This is a genomic window from Psychromonas algarum (assembly GCF_004376845.1).
Classification (GTDB): Bacteria; Pseudomonadota; Gammaproteobacteria; order Enterobacterales; family Psychromonadaceae; genus Psychromonas.
On record NZ_SNUW01000005.1, the window covers coordinates 103629 to 120999 of the forward strand.

Consider the following 17371-nt stretch of genomic DNA (forward strand, 5'->3'; position numbering starts at 1 on the left):
AAAAAACCGCTTCAATTGAAGCGGTTTTTTTATGGTTTAAATATATTAACTAGTTAAGTAATTTTAATAAACCAATTGAGTTTGCAAATACGAAGATTATTGCAATTGGAGCAACCCAACGTAATAGAAGCAACACTGCATTAAACTGCCATTCAGCTAAGTTAAGATCTTCTTTAACCATCTCTTTCTTCATTATCCAACCAACAAAGATTGAAATTAATAGACCACCTAGTGGCAACATGACATTCGCCGTAATGTAATCTAAGAATTCAAAGATATCTCCACCCATGCCGAATGATAGCTTAGTCCACTCTGCACCAGCGAATGAGAATATAGTTAATAAAGATAATAACCACACACCCAAACCAGATGTAACGGCAGCTTTAACACGAGAAAAACCTTGGCGCTCAACTAGGTAAGCAGCTGATGCTTCGAGTAATGCAATCGCAGATGTGAATGCTGCAAATACAATCATGATAAAGAATAATGTACCAACCAAATCACCAAATGGCATATTACCAAATGCAATTGATAACGATTGGAATAATAAACCAGGACCCGCTGTTGCTTCTAATCCGCTTGCAAATACAATTGGGTAAATAGCGAGGCCGGCAATTAATGCAACAACCGTATCTGCAATCGCGATCATGATAGAAGTTTTAGCGATTGAAACACCTTTAGGTAAGTAAGCACCGTACATCATCATGATGCCTGACGCTAAACTTAAGGTGAAGAATGCATGACCTAAAGCAACCAATACCCCTTCAATAGTTAATTTAGAAAAATCAACATCAAACATGAAAGAGAATGCTGCAGCAAAATCACCAACCACTGCAGAGTAAAGCATGATACCAACAAGCAATACTAATAATGCAGGCATTAAGTAAGTTACAGCTGTTTCTAGACCGCCTTTAACGCCTTTAGATATAACAAAGATAACCGCAGCAACAATTAATGTTGTCCAAATAAGTAGTTGATTAACGTTAGTTATTAACCCAACAAACAGTGATTGAATTGCTTCTGTATGAGTGACTGGATTTGCGGCTGCAGCACTGAATTCACCCGTACCAGCAAAAAATACATAAGCTGCAGCCCAACCTGCAATAACTACGTAAAAACTTAAGATAAGGAAGCCAGATAATACGCCCATTGAACCAATAATTGACCAATGTGAAGACTTACCAGATTCTGTTGCACAATGTGCTACAGCATTAGCAGGTGTTGAACGGCCACGTTTACCGATAACTACTTCAGCCATCATCACTGGAATACCAATGAATAAAATACATAATAAATATACTAAAACGAATGCTCCGCCGCCATTCTCCCCCATGATATATGGAAATTTCCAAATATTACCAAGACCAACAGCCGCACCCGTTGCAGCTAAGATATATGCATATCGACTCGACCATCGATTTGAAACATGTGTATCAGTACTCATTTAAAAGCCTATTGATTATTAAAATATAACTCTTTATATCCATAACGAATATCAATTACAAGTAGCTACTTGTTAATGAAAAAACACAATTAAATATAATTAAAGTATATATTTGAATTACAAGGCACATAAAATGAATTTATATGCAAATATACACACAGAAAGTGCATATACATTCACATTGAAATATTGACTCAAGTGCGAGATCACACTTAGAAAGTAGAAAAAATTGAGAACAAGCTAACAATAAATATTGCTTAACCTGCGTTTTGAAAAGAAACCCATTCTTGTGATTGTGGGGCTAAACAACGTTTTAATTTATCTGTTGTCACTTTAATTATTTGGAATTGTTTAAATACTTTGTTGTTAGGAAATAAATGTTGCTCATCAAACAACATACATAAACAAAAATTATCTTGTTGCTCTAAAACCATATATTTAGCTGACTGAGGTACACCCGAAGTCGTTAAAGTGATCAACTCTCCATTGGCATAGTTTGACTCAGGTTGTTCCACACTTTTAAATAACCAACTTTTAGGCATAATTGGTTTATGGAAGCTATCAATGGCAATAAGATGCAATATTATTTTACAACGTAAAGACTCTTCAAAATGGCTTAATGAAGGACTTTCAAATAACTCAATATATCGAGTTACATCTTCTAAAGTAAATGATAATTTCTGGCTTTCACGTAGACGTAACATATTAGATTGATAAACAAGTGGAAAAGTACGATCGCGATCAACAACAGATAATTTTCCCTGCTGTTGATCATATACCCATTGCCATTCTGCTTTTGGCATAAAATCCATCGTAACCTCCTGCTGAAACACTTTAAATCATCCTTAATACTTAGTTTAGTTGCTGTTTATCAATCTTGATTATTTATTACTGTTAACGTTTAAATATTATTAACAATATCTTTCACTAATGGTGGTCCTTGGTAAATAAAACCAGAATAAATTTGTACTAATGAAGCACCTGCTTCTATTTTTTCTTTTGCTGAAATAACACTATCAATTCCACCTACTCCAATGATTGGGATTTCACCTTTAAGGTGTCCAGCAAATTTAGCAATAACAGCAGTGCTTTTGCTTTGTAAAGGACGGCCACTTAAACCGCCAGCTTCAGCTGCATGAGACATACCTTTAATCATTTCACGATCCAAAGTTGTATTTGTTGCAATCAAGCCATCTATTTTGTATTTCAATATTGATTGTGCAATTGACTCAATTTCTTCATCACTTAAATCAGGTGCAACTTTTAATGCAATAGGTACATATTTTCCATGCTTTTTAGCTAATGCTTGTTGACGAGTTTTTAGTGATTCTAATAAATCATCTAATGCTTCACCATATTGTAAAGTACGTAATCCCGGTGTGTTTGGTGAAGAGATATTCACTGCGATGTAACCTGCATGCTGATAAACTTTATCCATACAGATAAGGTAGTCTTCTTTACCTTGTTCAACGGGCGTATTAATGTTTTTACCGATATTAATACCAATAACACCTTTATAATTACTCTTTTTCACGTTTTCAATCAGGTTGTCAACACCGTGGTTGTTAAAGCCCATTCGATTGATAATACCTTCAGCTTCTAATACTCGGAATAAACGTGGTGACGCATTACCAGGTTGAGCGACCGGTGTAATAGTACCTACTTCAATATGACCAAATCCCATTGCACCAAATGCATCAATACAATCAGCATCTTTATCTAAACCTGCGGCTAAACCAACAGAGTTAGGAAATGTTAATCCCATTACTTCAACTGGACGTTGTTGTACTTTTTGACGATAAAAAAGATCCAATACTGTACCGTGTGTCAGTTTTAACTGTTTAATTGAAAGCTCATGCGCTTTTTCAGGATTGAACTTGAATAAAAAGCTACGCATAATTCGATATAACATAATAGGACCTTATTAATAATGAAATTTGGGGTGATAAAATATTTTTATCATTGTATCTAAAAAGTATAAAAATCAATACTGCAAAAACAATAAAAGCTTGAAAATAGACATATAATTCAGCCTTTTTTTTAATAAAAATTAACTACCTTACGGTTCACCTAAGATCTAAGCATTGCTTTCTATTTATTGAATTTTTAATGTTGGGTATTTGTAAACTCGGACTCGCCAACCTCTTAACCAATTAAATTCATCTCTTGGTGCATTTTTAACGCGTCTGGTTAACATTTCATCTGCTGATAAAGCAAAACTAAGCAATACATTATTTGATTTGTCTGGCATAGCTAACAACACTTGTTTTAAACCCCAACCATAACCTTGGTATTGTTCTTTATCTGAAATCCCTTCGCCTTTGAAATTGATATAATCTAACAAAATAAAAATACCTTCTGGTGTGGCAGTGAGATCAGCAAGGTGCTGCGTTATTTTAACTTTTTCTTGTTCACTACTCGCTTTTAAAATCGCAGGGATCCCAGTTTCTAAGCGCTTAATGATAAATCTAGCTTGTAATCCAACAGTGTTATGCATTAACTCTCTTAATTCTGTTAACTGTTGATCATCAAACGCTTTATAAAAGTCATCTCTTGTTTTCCATGGCGCTATTTCATTTGTAGTTAACCATGCCGGGATAATGACTTTATTCTCTTGTAAATAACTAAGCAAAGCCGGAAATTGCTCAATATAAGGCCCTTTCTTTTCTGTTGGGTACCAAATAAAATGGCCTATTCCTAATGAAGGGAAATTTTCATTCTTGTTCCAAACCGTTAGGTTTTCAACACGACCAGCACCTTCATTTGCCCACACTAATTTAGCAAGCACCTGTGTTTGTGCTTCAGATAATTTAATTGGATAAGGTTGTGCGCTTATTTTAAGTGGCATAACAAAACAAATAACAAATAATAGGTAACGCAGCATAATAAAACCTAAATAATCGAAGAAAAATAAAATGAATCTGTAATGATGATATTCAAAAATATTACTCTCGACCTGGTAATTTTTTCCAAGTCACAGTATCACGTAAATAAACAGGGGTAGCTAATTCAGGTTCAACCGCAGCACCTTCAGAAATCAATTTAATCGCTTCATCAAACATGTAAGCGGCATCTGGATATAAAATTTCTGTGATTTTCGCGATTTCAAAAAAGCTTAATAATTGTGGGTAGGCAGACCAACCCGTACCAACTAAGAGGCTATTCTCTATCATGTTTTGTGATTGAGTTTTAAACACTTCAATCAAGCTATCAGGTTGTATAACAATTTCTTTATTTTGCAATTGCATAACACCATCAAGATACAAATAATGAGCAAAATAAACTTCTCCCATACGAGCATCTATTGCTGCATAAACACTTTCACATTTTGTTTCTGTAAAAGCTTGTTGTGCCATCGCTTGTAACGTTGAAATACCTACCATCTTTTTTTCTAAACCAAAAGCTAACCCTTGAGCAATGCTGATCCCAATACGAACACCAGTAAAACTGCCAGGCCCTTGGCCATAAGCGATCACGTCAATATCAGATAAGTTAAGTTGTGCTTCTTTAATCACATCGTCTACCGTAGGTAATATTTTCTGTGTATGTTCTCTTGGTGCAAGCATAAAACGTTGGTGAAGTTCAGCTTGCTTGGTTAACACAGCAACTGAACATGCTTCAGTTGAAGAATCAATACACAGAATATTTAATGAAGATGACATAAATGGCCTATTAAAAATGTTATAGAAAAATTAAGCTCGTTTTGAAATTAAGTACTGGATACTCTATTGGATCAAATTTAAAAAATCGATAGCTTTATCGAGGTCTCTCGTACGTGGCATGCAAGGTAAACTATTCAGAAAAAGATTGCCATATTTACGACTCACTAACCGTGTATCACACACAATCAGCACACCTTTATCCTGTTCCGCTCGAATTAATCGCCCCACGCCCTGTTTTAAAGTGATCACCGCCTGTGGTAATTGCACATCAAAAAAGGGATCGCCGCCTTTTAATTCTGCATCTTCCATTCGCGCTTTTAATAGTGGCTCTTCTGGCGAAGCAAAAGGAATTTTGTCGATGATCACGCAGGATAAAGTTTGTCCTCTAACATCAACACCTTCCCAAAAACTACCTGTTGCAACCAACAAAGCATTACCATGATTAATAAACTCATCTAATAAAGCTTGTTTACTTTTTTCGCCTTGTAATAAAACCGGTAAAGTAAGCGATTCTCGAAAAGCTTGGGCTAATTGGTTCATCATTGAATGACTTGTACAGAGAAAAAAACATCGCCCTTTACTTGCCCGAATAACAGGAGACAATGCTTCCACTAATTTAACTGCTAAGCCAGGTGTTCCTGGTTCTGGTAATAGTCGAGGCACAACAAATAAACTTTGTGTGGCGTAATCAAAGGGACTATTAAGTTGTAAGCAGTTTGCGCCGGTTAATCCAAGTAATTGGGTGAAATGCCTAAACTCACCTTTAACCGATAACGTTGCTGAGGTAAAAACCCAGCTTGCTTGTTTCTTTTGACACTCCGTTTGAAATCGCGTTGCCACACTTAATGGCGTAATATTGAGTGAAAAGTGCTGTTTTGTGCATTCATACCAATAACTAAAGCCACTTTCCTGAGTGTTATTGAGACGCTCAAATAACAAACTATATTGGTTAATTTTTTCAAAACAATGATCTAAGACCTCACTTTTTCCTAAGCGTTCAGTAATCACTTGCTTTAAAAAAGTAAGCACTTGACGTAATCGATTAACATGCATTTGCATCGCGCGATCTTTACTTTTATCTCGCCAACTGCCTGAGCCTTTTTCCATAGCAAAGGCTAATCTAAAATCCAATGACGCTGCACGAAGTTGTTCCGCCGCTTTTGCCATCTGTTTAGCTTCTTTTAATTCTGTTCGATAGACAAAATCAATTTCTTTAGCTAATTCAGTCAATTGTTTACTTGATAATGTTTCACCAAAATACTGGCTGGCAATATCAGGTAGCTGATGGGCTTCATCAAAAATATAAGTGTCGGCCTCAGGAATGAGCTTTCCAAAACCTGTTTCTTTAACGGCAAGATCGGCAAAAAATAGATGATGATTAATCACAATCACATCGGCATCCATTGCTTTATTTCTCGCTTTTATAACAAAACAGTCTTCATAACTAGGGCATTCTTTACCCAAGCAATTATCATTACTACTGGTAATTGATGGAATGATCATAGCATCTTCAGGTAGATCATCGACTTCAGCAATATCTCCTGTTTGTGTGCTAACGGACCAATCCTTAATAGCTACTAATTCACTATGTAAATTAGGCTGTTTAAAACGCGTTTCTAGCATGTATCGATTTAAACGTTCAATACATAAATAGTTACTACGACCTTTTAATAAAGTGCAGTGCCCAGTAAAATTAGTTGCCTTGAGTAATAGAGGGAGATCTTTAAGATAAAGTTGTTCCTGTAATGCTTTACTACCCGTAGAAATAATAAGTTTTTGCGCAAGACTTTTATCAAGATTAAGTAATGCAGGCGCTAAATAAGCAAAGGTTTTACCTGTACCTGTTTCTGCTTCAACAACTAATGTTGTTTTTTGTTTGATAGTCAGATCAACAGATTCAGCCATTTTGACTTGAGAGTCTCGGCCTCTAAAATGGGGAATAAGATTAGCGAGCTCGCCTGTAGAAGAAAAAAATGACGCAATCAAAATAGTTAAGCTCTACTGTTAGATAATATATATAATATTCTACGTTAATTACTTCAGGCTGAACAAGGTTTAAAACAAAAGCAATAATATGAGCAGACAAGATAAAACCCATAAAAAAATGTTACTAACCGGTAATTTGGCTATTGAATTGAAAACAATTAGTGCTATGACTGAACTATATTGTCAGGCACACCATGGTTCAAAACCAAGTCAGCAATGCGAAGAATGTGCCGCATTAGTGACACATGCTCATCAAAAATTAGACCGATGTGTTTATGGAGAACATAAACCGGCCTGTAAAGAATGCCCTATTCATTGTTATAAACCAGAACGTAGAAAACAAGCTCAAGTGATCATGCGTTACGCGGGTCCTAAAATGCTCTTAAAGCACCCTATCTTAGCGATACGCCATTTAATAAAAGCGAGAAATAAATTTCCTGACACAATACCTGATGGCATTTCAAATTATCATCTACGTAAAAAGCTTAAATAATGATTGAGTTTGCAGTATCATGATGGGCTAGACAAAAGGGGTAAATATGAATCGTAAAAAGAAAATTAATAGTATTTTGAAAAAACGTTTAAAGAAAATAAACGCAAAAGTCGCACCAGTAAATAAAACAAAATATATCTCTAAAGCTGAAAGAGCAAAATTAGAAACAGAACAAGCCCTTAGCAATGATGCTATAGCGAGTGAATAATCAGACTTCTTGCATATTTATTCTAATTTAGTCTTATATATGTAGAAAAATAGTTTCACATTTTGTGTTGAGGTTGGTAATCTTAGCCTCAATCAAATTAAAGAGTTTTAATCATTATGAAAAATACACATCTGAAAGCACATCACCATCATATTACTTAATCTTTCAGGATTTTTCTTGGAAGAGTTTTTATGTGCTTCCAGTGGTTACCCAAATATAAACCCTCGGAAGTAAACCTCCCGAGGGTTTTTTAGTTTTAAATGCAAGGAAATTTACTATGTCAGAACAACGTTTAAGAATCGCAATACAGAAAAAAGGTCGTTTAAGTGACGACACTGTTAAATTATTAAAAGCATGTGGTGTAAAAGTAAATTTAAATACACAACGCCTTATCGCACATAGTGAGAACATGCCGATTGATATTCTGCGTGTCCGCGATGACGATATCCCAGGTTTAGTAATGGATGGTGTTGTTGATCTAGGTTTTATTGGTCAAAATGTACTTGAAGAAGAAGGTATGATGCGTAAGGCTGCTAAAGTACCTACTGCGCATAAAGTAGTAAAAGAGTTAGCATTTGGCGGTTGTCGTTTTTCACTTGCAGTCGATAACGATTTTGATTATCAAGGTGTTCAATCGTTAGCAAATATGCGTATTGCAACAACTTATATTCATATTCTTAAACGTTTCATGGAAGAAGCAAATGTTCCTTACACATCTTGTATGTTAACGGGTTCTGTTGAAGTTGCTCCGCGTGCTGGTTTAGCGGATGCGATTTGTGACTTAGTATCAACAGGCGCAACACTTGAAGCAAATGGCCTAAAAGAAGTTGAAGTGATTTATCGTTCAACAGCTGTATTAATGCAACGCGAAGAAGCATTAAGTGAAAGTAAACAAGACCTTGTTGATCGTCTACTGACTCGTATCGACGGTGTGCAAACAGCAAAAGAATCAAAATACATCATGCTAAATGCACCAAAAGCAAACTTAGCTGCTATCACTGATTTATTACCAGGTTCCGATCTACCTACTGTAATGGAACTGGCAGGAAGTGAAGATCACGTTGCATTACACGTAGTGAGCAAAGAGAATCTTTTCTGGGTAACAATGGAACAATTAAAAGCATTAGGTGCAAGTTCAATTCTTGTATTACCAATTGAAAAAATGATGGAGTAGTCCAAATCATGGCAATGCAAACAGTCAACTGGGAACAATTAACATCAGAGCAGCAAGTTCAATTACTTGCTCGCCCTGCAATGGCAGATTCATCAGGTTTGAGCACTACTGTTGCAGATATTATTTCTAATATACGTCAACGTGGTGATCAGGCATTAGTCGAATACACTAAACGTTTTGATAAATTACCAACGGATAATTTTACCTTAACGCAAACAGATATTGATAACGCAACAGCACGTCTTAGTAGTGAAATAAAAGACGCAATCAAAACTGCTTACGAACATGTTGTGACATTTCATGAAGCACAAAAACAAGATGTGATCCGTGTTGAAACTATGCCAGGTGTTGTATGTGAAATGCATACTCAAGCCATTGAATCAGTAGGCTTGTATATTCCCGGTGGAAGCGCCCCATTGCCATCAACTGTGATCATGACTGGTGCTCCGGCACAAATCGCAGGTTGTTCTCGTTTAGTATTATGTTCACCTCCACCACTTGCAGATGAAATACTCTATGCGGCATCACTGTGTGGCGTAAGCGAGATATATTCTGTTGGTGGCGCACAAGCTATCGCGGCTCTTGCTTATGGCACTGAAACCATTGCACCAGTAGATAAAATATTTGGACCTGGTAATTCATTTGTGACAGAAGCAAAACGTCAAGTGAGTAATGATTTTGCAGGCGCAGCCATTGATATGCCAGCAGGCCCCTCGGAAGTATTAGTGATTGCAGATGAAAGTGCAGATCCTGCTTTTATTGCTGCTGATTTATTATCTCAAGCAGAACATGGCCATGATTCACAAACTATTTTAGTGACACCATGTGCCAAGATTGCTGAACAAACAACGATTGAAATCACTAAGCAACTTGCTCTATTAGAGCGTCGTGAAATTGCTGAAAAAGCAATTGAAAACAGTGTCAATATTGTTTGTAAAGATCTTGAGCAAGCTATCGTTATTTCAAATCGCTATGCACCAGAACATTTGATTGTACAAACTGAACAACCTCGTTTATTACAACCACACTTAAAAAATGCTGGTTCTATTTTCTTAGGTGCTTGGACACCTGAGTCTGTTGGTGATTATGCAAGTGGAACAAATCATGTGTTACCAACATACGGTTACACAACAACCTATTCAAGTTTAGGGTTAGCTGATTTTGTTAAACGTTACACTGTACAAGAATTAACACAGGATGGTTTACGTAATTTAGCGCCAACAGTAACATGTTTAGCGGCAGCTGAAGGGTTAACTGCACATAAACGAGCAGTCACTATTCGCATGGAAAAACTAAACCAGAAATAACTGCAATCAATATGCGCCTGAGTGTTTATAGCTCTCAGGTATTTGCTAGGGAACAATATCGATGAGTAAGATCACAATGCTGGCTAGAAAAGCAGTACAAGTTTTAACACCTTACCTTTCAGCTCGCCGTATTGGCGGCCAAGGTCATGTTTGGTTAAATGCCAATGAAGCACCTGATAGCAGTGTATATCAACTTGATTCATCGGCATTAAACCGTTATCCAGAATTCCAACCACCACAAATAATCAGTGCTTATGCAAATTATGCAAAGCTTGATACGACACAAGTATTAACTACGCGTGGTGCTGACGAAAGCATTGAAATTTTAATCAGAACATTCTGTGAACCTGGTATAGATAGTATTTTAATCTGTCCACCTACTTACGGCATGTATGCAATCAGCGCAGAAACTTGTGGTGTAGATGTTGCTCAAGTGGCATTACAAGACAACTTTGATGTGGATTATGATGCAGTAGAAGCAGCCGTTTTAGCTTCTAATGGTCATAACAAAATTGTTTTTCTATGCGCGCCTAATAACCCAACGGGTAATATATTAGACAAGCAAAAACTTGCCAAATTATTAACGGCAACAGAAGGTAAAGCATTAATTGTTGCTGATGAAGCTTATATCGAGTTTTGTCCTGAACTAACACAAACAGACCTAATCAATGATCATGAAAACCTAGTGATCACAAGAACCCTATCGAAAGCATTTGCACTCGCGTCTATTCGTTGTGGTTTCACATTAGCACAAGCTTCTGTTATTGAGATGATGGGCAAAGTGATTGCACCTTATCCGGTACCAGGGCCAGTTGCACAAATTGCAGAGCAAGCATTATCAGCAGATGGTTTAGAAGTCATGCGTGATCGTGTTGCAGTATTAAATAATAATCGACAAGTATTAGCCAATGAACTGAGCAAATTAGATTGTGTTGTGGAAGTATTCCCAACCACAGGTAATTTTGTATTAGTTCGTTTTAAAGATTCAGCAAAAGTATTCCAAGCGTTTGCTGACGATGGCATTGTCATGCGAGATTTTGCAAATAAACCTCGTTTAGAAAATTGTGTTCGTATCACCATTGGTAACAGTGATGAAATGAGCAAAACACTCAGTACTTTAAACTCACTGTAGGAAACAAAAATGAGTAAACAAAAATTTCTATTCATCGATCGCGATGGAACGTTAATTGATGAGCCTATTAGTGACAAGCAAGTAGATAGCCTTGAAAAATTAGTGTTAGAGCCATACGTTATTCCAAGCTTATTAACACTACAAGATGCAGGTTTTATTTTAGTGATCGTATCAAACCAAGATGGTTTAGGTACTGATAGCTACCCACAAAGTGACTTTGATATTCCACAAAATAAAATGATGGAAATTTTCGCATCACAAGGTGTTAAATTTGAAGCAACCCTACTTTGTCCGCATTTTCCTGCTGATAACTGTAGTTGCCGTAAACCACACTTAGGCATGGTTAAAGAATACTTGCAATCAGGTCGTATTGATCACGCAAATTCTTATGTTATTGGTGATCGCCAAACAGATATTGGTTTAGCTGAAAACATGGGTATTACTGGTATTCTTTACAATAAAGAAACACTCGGTTGGAAACAAATCGTTAAGCAATTAACCACTAAAGGCCGTACGGCTTCTGTTACTCGTACCACTAAAGAAACCGACATCAATGTGTTTGTTGATTTAGATACAACGGGTGAAAATAAAATTGAGACGGGCATGGGTTTCTTTGACCACATGTTAGATCAAATCGCAACTCATGGCGGTTTCCAAATGAACGTTAACGTCAAAGGCGATCTACATATTGATGACCACCACAGCGTTGAAGATACTGCATTAGCACTAGGCGAAGCTTTAGATAAAGCACTAGGTGACAAACGCGGAATTGGTCGTTTTGGTTTTGTATTACCAATGGATGAAACAAAAGCAAGTTGTACCTTAGATTTATCGGGCCGCCCTTACCTTAAATTTAAAGCAGATTTTCCACGTGAATTAGTCGGCACCATGTCAACAGAAATGGTTGAGCACTTCTTTTACTCATTAGCACAAGCGATGCGTGCAACCATTCATTTAGAAGTTGAAAATGGTAATGCTCACCACATGGTTGAAGGTTTGTTTAAAACATTTGGTCGTACATTACGCCAAAGCATTCAAATCATCGGTACAGACTTACCATCAAGTAAAGGTGTTTTATGATCGTAATAATTGATACTGGTTGCGCTAATTTATCATCAGTTCGATTTTCTATTGAGCGTTTAGGTTATGACGTAGTGGTTAGTAAAGATCCTGCTATTTTACATCAAGCAGATAAATTGTTTCTACCAGGTGTAGGTACAGCTAAAGAAGCGATGGCAAATCTGATTGAGCGCAATCTGGTTGAAGAGATTAAAAAACTAACACAACCTGTTCTTGGCATCTGTTTAGGCATGCAAATGTTAGCAGAAGGCAGTGAAGAAGGTTTTGCCGAACAAACAACCATTAACACACTTGGTTTAGTTGATGGTTTTGTTGAAAAAATGGATGTTGCACCGTTACGCTCGCCACACATGGGATGGAACCAAATAACTCCTAAGTTAGATGAAGCGTTATTCAAAGACATCCCTTCAGGCAGTTACTTTTACTTTGTTCATAGTTACGCATTACCAGTAAATGACAACACAATAGCAAGTTGCGAATACGGCACACCATTTACAGCAGCAGTGAACAAAGACAATTTTTATGGGGTGCAATTTCACCCAGAGCGTTCAGGCAAAGCAGGCGCGCAATTAATTAAAAACTTTTTGGAGCTTTAATATGATTATCCCAGCACTTGATCTGATTGATGGTAAAGTTGTTCGTTTATACCAAGGCGATTACGCTCAAAAAACCGTTTATAGCGATGACCCACAAAGCTTATACACTATCTACAACCAACAAGGCGCAGACTGGTTACACCTTGTTGATTTAGATGGTGCAAAAGATATTACTAAACGTCAACTAGGTGTGATCGAAGGTCTTATCAAAAACACCCCTGCTAAAGTTCAAGTCGGTGGCGGCGTGCGTACAGAAGCAGACGTTAAAGGTTTGTTAGATACAGGAGCTCATCGTGTTGTTATCGGTTCAACAGCCGTTAAAGAGCCTGAAATGGTTGCAGGTTGGATGGAAAAATACGGCCCTGAGCATATCGTTTTAGCACTAGATATTAATATCGACGCAGATGGTAACAAGATTGTAGCTGTATCAGGTTGGCAAGAAGATAGCGGCCAAACCATTGAATCGTTATTAGAAATCTACATGAAAGTTGGTTTAAAACATGTGTTATGTACTGATATTTCTAAAGACGGCACATTAACAGGCTCAAACGTTGATCTATACAAGGAGATGGTTGAAACTTTCCCAAGTGTTGCTTGGCAAGCATCAGGTGGTATCGGCTCTCTAGACGATATCGCAGATGTTGCACGCTCAGGCGCACAAGGCATGATCGTTGGACGCGCTTTGTTAGAAGGCAAGTTCACCGTTGAACAAGCAATTAGCTGTTGGAATAACGCTAAAGCTTAATCAAATTATTGGGGCGCAGGATTGATCCTGCCTTTCTTTAATGTGGCTTAAAAGCCTCGCCCCAATTTATTTTATTAGCACTTCCTATATGGCATAAAATATAAATTTATAAATGTGTCAGTTCTTTAATTAACTGACTCTTGATAATAAAAAAGCACATCAGATAAAGCTAATCTTTACCCATCACTTGATCCATCAACAACATAGTTTCTTCAAAATAAGGGTTATAAGTTAACCTTGCATGTATACGAGCATCCTTTTCAAATCCCCATGCTGAAAACCAAACTTCTTCGCCCGCTTCGCAGGCTTGTTTAGATGCTGACGGTTGGCCGTTATCGCAAATAAGTTGACTACCCTTTTCACCGTAATGGCTGTTCTCTGGCGAAAATAGAATCCCCATGTGTGAGCTATTAGAGATACGTTTTTCTGGCAAATCCATAGAAAACATACTTACATTATTCACTTTTGGAAGAACTTCACCAAGCCAGACTAAGTGGTTATTTGGGTGCTTCATTCTTGTATTAAAAACTGCAAGCGCATAATCAGTATCAATCACTTGATCACCTTCACCCATCATCATAAACACAGGTTTGTTATAAGTTTTTCCTTTTAAGTCCTCTTGAACGTTTTTTACAGTTTGATAATAAACATTAGCGGCATTCATTGGTAATGAACTGTAACGTAATGGGTTGTCTTCAGGATCGCGATCAGCCCATGTTACAAAATGTCTTGCTAAACCAGCCCAACGTGCCGCAGAAGATCGAGGCTGAAACGCAGGTGAAAACAGTAACACGCCTTCTATTTGATCATCCTGTAAGGCTTTGCTCATCACTAAATTTGCGCCAGTTGAATAACCACCTAACCAAATGTGCTTACTTTGTTGTTTAAGTAAATCAATATGGTGATCAATCACGCCTTGCCAATCAGCCAAAGAGGGTAATATTAAATCACCTACTTTACTGGCGTGGCCGGGTAATAAAATAGTGCGGACTAAATATCCCTGCTCTGCAAGATGAGAAGCAACATCCGTGAAAGTGTAAGGTGTATCACCTAAACCATGAACTAATAACACCGCTTTTCCATTCGCTTTAACTGGCTGATATTCTTTAGGTAAAACTAATGACAATTCTTGTTCGTGGTTTTCTGTCATGAAATAACGGTATTTAACTAACCACGCTTTAGTCTGCTGTTGATACTCTGAAAATGTTGGCTGATTAAAGCGAGGTAACGATTCAGCATGCTGGTAACTCGGTTCTAATTCTCGTTGGCTGCAACCAGTATTAAAAAAGGCAAACAGCAACAATAAAAACAAAACAACAAGTGAAGATTGTCGAAAAAAAGAAAGCATAATAATAGAGCCTTAATCGTTGCTAACACGTAATGTTTTTTTTAATGTAGAAATGTAAAAAACCTATATCAACAGTAAAAGATATAGGTTTCTATTAATCAACGGAAGGACTATGCTCCCAACTGTCAAACTATTTTCTAGCCACTAAATGTACTGCACTGGTAGAGCGTTCTAAAAATGCGCCTTCACAATAAGCGAAGTAGTATAACCATAAACGTTTAAACTCTTCGTCATAACCAAATTGTGTTAATTCCGTCCAAGATGCTAAGAAGTTGCTGCGCCAATCCGCTAATGTTTTAGCATAATCTAAGCCGATGTCGTCCAAGCTTTCCATCACCAGTTGTGTATCTTCTTTTAAGTGTTTAGACAACACATTAACAGAAGGTAGGAACCCTCCGGGGAAAATATAACGCTGGATAAAATCGACATTATTTTTATAGTGGTCAAAACGTTGATCAGCAATGGTAATTGATTGAATTAATAATTTTCCACCCACTTTTAAACGGTCGTTACATTGTTTAAAGAAGCTTGGTAAAAAGTCAAAACCAACGGCTTCAATCATTTCTATTGAAACGACTTTATCAAAGGTGCCGGTTAAATCTCGATAATCTTCTTTTAATAAAGTGATCTGGTCTTCAAGCCCTAATGATTTCACGCGCTCTTGTGTATAAGCAAACTGAGCATCAGAAATGGTAGTTGTTGTCACTTTACAGCCATAACGCTGGGCAGCAAAAATTGCTAAACCGCCCCAACCCGTGCCGATTTCTAATAAATGGTCATCTTTAGAAAGTGATAACCTTTCACAAATAGTTTGTAATTTATAAAGCTGTGCATACTCTAAGGTTGTTGTCTCTGATGGGTAAATAGCTGAAGAATATTGCATCTGAGGGTCTAGAAAACGTGTGTATAATTCATTGCCTAAATCATAATGGGCTAAGATATTTCGCTTAGACCCTGATTGTGTATTTTTATTCTGCCAGTGGTTAAATGCATTTTTGATTTTATTTAATAATGATTTATTTGCATCCAAGGTATCTGTTTGTTGCTGTGCTTTTGCAAAAATACGAATAACATTGGTTAAGTTAGGGCTACTCCATTTACCAGCAATAAATGCTTCAGCAACACCAATACTGCCACCTTTTACAAAATCACGGTAAACACTCATATCATGGATATGAATCTTGCCTTTGATATCAGTATCATTTGTCTGCATGGGAAAAACAATATGCTCTGAGCCTTCAACTACTTCTAGTTGACCATAACTAAGTTTTAAAAATACAGAGTGAACTAAGGCGCGGCAACGTTTATCAAACCAATTGACTGAAGTCGATGCAGAGCTATTTTGTATTTCTTCCATTGAATACTCCTAAAATATTAAAAATGTCACTAACTTGCTTTTTGATACCCAATAAAAGGCACTTTTTTAATAAACAGTTTTAATGCTTGCCAATAAATACAAATCACAATTTTACCCGTCATAATGGGGATTTGAGCCCAAATACGGAATAGATTACGTTTGCTAAATGCCTGTTTCTTTAAAATCAAACTGGCTTCAAATAGTTTTTTTACCTCGCCTGAATATTGATCAGTACGCATGTTTTCTATTTTCACCAGCAATTTTTCGCTGTTATCTTGTGGCGGTTTAACATGCCAGTGATAACTCATATCTAAATTCATAAATGGCGATACTTGAAATACTTTTTTACTGATTTTTGCTTGTTCACTTTCTAACAAATCAACTAAATAATAATGTCGTTCATTCCAAGGCGTATTGCTCACTTCTGCTAGCATCTGTGTGCATTGATTATCTTTGTTATAACAAAAATAAAAATTAACTGGACTAAAATAGATCCCAAAACATCGTACTTGAGCCAACATAATAATTCGTTGTATATCAGTAGAGCCTTTTAAAGCACCGACTTTATCTTTAATACGTTGAGACAATAAATTAGGTTCACTTTTTATGAGATCTTTTTCAATTAAACTATTTTTTCGTAAATAATCTTGTTCAACAAACCGCAATGGGTGATACCAAGCAAAACCAAATACACCATGATGTGATTTCGCTTGTTCAACTTCTGTGACATCTAACGCCAACATAAATAACGTGGAGTTAAAGCTGTGTTTTTTCGGATAAAAACGTTTATGCACCACGCTACCGACATAAATAGCACTATCACTGAATGGCATGCTCAC

The 17371-nt window shown here is 36.8% G+C and carries 17 protein-coding genes and 1 other annotated feature; of the genes, 8 read left to right on the forward strand and 9 right to left on the reverse strand.

Going from position 1 to position 17371, the window contains the following annotated elements:
* Positions 1–49: 49 nt before the first annotated feature.
* The 6 genes from E2R68_RS05655 to yoaA all read right to left on the reverse strand — a co-directional run bounded on the left by E2R68_RS05655 (position 50) and on the right by yoaA (position 7092).
* On the reverse strand, positions 50–1444 hold the full coding sequence (locus E2R68_RS05655) for a sodium-dependent transporter (protein ID WP_134276530.1): 1395 nt from the start codon (positions 1442–1444) through the stop codon (positions 50–52).
* Between the two features lie 257 nt (positions 1445–1701).
* Positions 1702–2256, reverse strand: a complete 555-nt coding sequence (locus tag E2R68_RS05660) for a cell division protein ZapC domain-containing protein (protein WP_134276531.1) — start codon at positions 2254–2256, stop codon at positions 1702–1704.
* An 89-nt stretch (positions 2257–2345) separates the two neighbouring features.
* Positions 2346–3356, reverse strand: a complete 1011-nt coding sequence (gene pyrD / locus E2R68_RS05665) for a quinone-dependent dihydroorotate dehydrogenase (RefSeq protein WP_134276532.1) — start codon at positions 3354–3356, stop codon at positions 2346–2348.
* A gap of 183 nt (positions 3357–3539) precedes the next feature.
* A complete protein-coding gene (locus E2R68_RS05670) occupies positions 3540–4328 on the reverse strand; it encodes a hypothetical protein (RefSeq protein WP_134276533.1) in 789 nt (262 codons plus the stop codon).
* Between the two features lie 61 nt (positions 4329–4389).
* Positions 4390–5106 (reverse strand): tRNA (adenosine(37)-N6)-threonylcarbamoyltransferase complex dimerization subunit type 1 TsaB, encoded by a 717-nt coding sequence (tsaB, locus tag E2R68_RS05675; RefSeq protein WP_134276534.1) that lies wholly within the window; start codon positions 5104–5106, stop codon positions 4390–4392.
* A gap of 63 nt (positions 5107–5169) precedes the next feature.
* Positions 5170–7092 carry a DNA repair helicase YoaA gene (yoaA, locus tag E2R68_RS05680; RefSeq protein WP_134276535.1) on the reverse strand — a complete coding sequence of 641 codons (1923 nt, stop codon included), beginning with the start codon at positions 7090–7092 and terminating at the stop codon, positions 5170–5172.
* Positions 7093–7180: 88 nt separating this feature from the next.
* On the opposite strand from yoaA, the gene E2R68_RS05685 reads away from it, so the two are divergent.
* The 8 genes from E2R68_RS05685 (at position 7181) to hisA (ending at position 13827) form a co-directional block, all read left to right on the forward strand.
* Positions 7181–7585: a nitrous oxide-stimulated promoter family protein gene (locus E2R68_RS05685; RefSeq protein WP_243834612.1), complete on the forward strand. Its 405-nt coding sequence runs from the start codon at positions 7181–7183 to the stop codon at positions 7583–7585.
* Between the two features lie 46 nt (positions 7586–7631).
* Entirely contained in the window at positions 7632–7793 is a 162-nt protein-coding gene (locus E2R68_RS05690; protein ID WP_134276536.1) for a DUF2986 domain-containing protein, read from the forward strand.
* Between the two features lie 139 nt (positions 7794–7932).
* Positions 7933–8048, forward strand: a sequence feature (His leader region).
* Between the two features lie 22 nt (positions 8049–8070).
* Complete coding sequence (hisG, locus tag E2R68_RS05695; RefSeq protein WP_134276537.1) at positions 8071–8967, forward strand: ATP phosphoribosyltransferase; 897 nt, start codon at positions 8071–8073, stop codon at positions 8965–8967.
* A 14-nt stretch (positions 8968–8981) separates the two neighbouring features.
* The gene (gene hisD, locus E2R68_RS05700; protein ID WP_134276677.1) at positions 8982–10274 is read left to right on the forward strand and encodes a histidinol dehydrogenase; all 1293 of its coding nucleotides are present in this window, start codon (positions 8982–8984) and stop codon (positions 10272–10274) included.
* A gap of 61 nt (positions 10275–10335) precedes the next feature.
* Positions 10336–11406 carry a histidinol-phosphate transaminase gene (gene hisC / locus E2R68_RS05705; RefSeq protein WP_134276538.1) on the forward strand — a complete coding sequence of 357 codons (1071 nt, stop codon included), beginning with the start codon at positions 10336–10338 and terminating at the stop codon, positions 11404–11406.
* A gap of 9 nt (positions 11407–11415) precedes the next feature.
* On the forward strand, positions 11416–12486 hold the full coding sequence (gene hisB, locus E2R68_RS05710) for a bifunctional histidinol-phosphatase/imidazoleglycerol-phosphate dehydratase HisB (protein WP_134276539.1): 1071 nt from the start codon (positions 11416–11418) through the stop codon (positions 12484–12486).
* Positions 12483–13082, forward strand: a complete 600-nt coding sequence (gene hisH, locus E2R68_RS05715; RefSeq protein ID WP_134276540.1) for an imidazole glycerol phosphate synthase subunit HisH — start codon at positions 12483–12485, stop codon at positions 13080–13082. The genes hisB and hisH overlap by 4 nt, the downstream gene beginning before the upstream one ends.
* A gap of 1 nt (position 13083) precedes the next feature.
* The gene (gene hisA / locus E2R68_RS05720; protein ID WP_134276541.1) at positions 13084–13827 is read left to right on the forward strand and encodes a 1-(5-phosphoribosyl)-5-[(5-phosphoribosylamino)methylideneamino]imidazole-4-carboxamide isomerase; all 744 of its coding nucleotides are present in this window, start codon (positions 13084–13086) and stop codon (positions 13825–13827) included.
* Between the two features lie 169 nt (positions 13828–13996).
* Here the strand turns inward: hisA and E2R68_RS05725 are convergent, their stop codons facing one another.
* The 3 genes from E2R68_RS05725 to E2R68_RS05735 form a co-directional block, all read right to left on the reverse strand.
* Positions 13997–15175 (reverse strand): alpha/beta hydrolase, encoded by a 1179-nt coding sequence (locus E2R68_RS05725; protein ID WP_134276542.1) that lies wholly within the window; start codon positions 15173–15175, stop codon positions 13997–13999.
* A gap of 130 nt (positions 15176–15305) precedes the next feature.
* The gene (locus E2R68_RS05730) at positions 15306–16532 is read right to left on the reverse strand and encodes an SAM-dependent methyltransferase (RefSeq protein ID WP_134276543.1); all 1227 of its coding nucleotides are present in this window, start codon (positions 16530–16532) and stop codon (positions 15306–15308) included.
* A gap of 29 nt (positions 16533–16561) precedes the next feature.
* Complete coding sequence (locus tag E2R68_RS05735) at positions 16562–17365, reverse strand: DUF1365 domain-containing protein (protein WP_134276544.1); 804 nt, start codon at positions 17363–17365, stop codon at positions 16562–16564.
* Positions 17366–17371 lie beyond the last annotated feature (6 nt).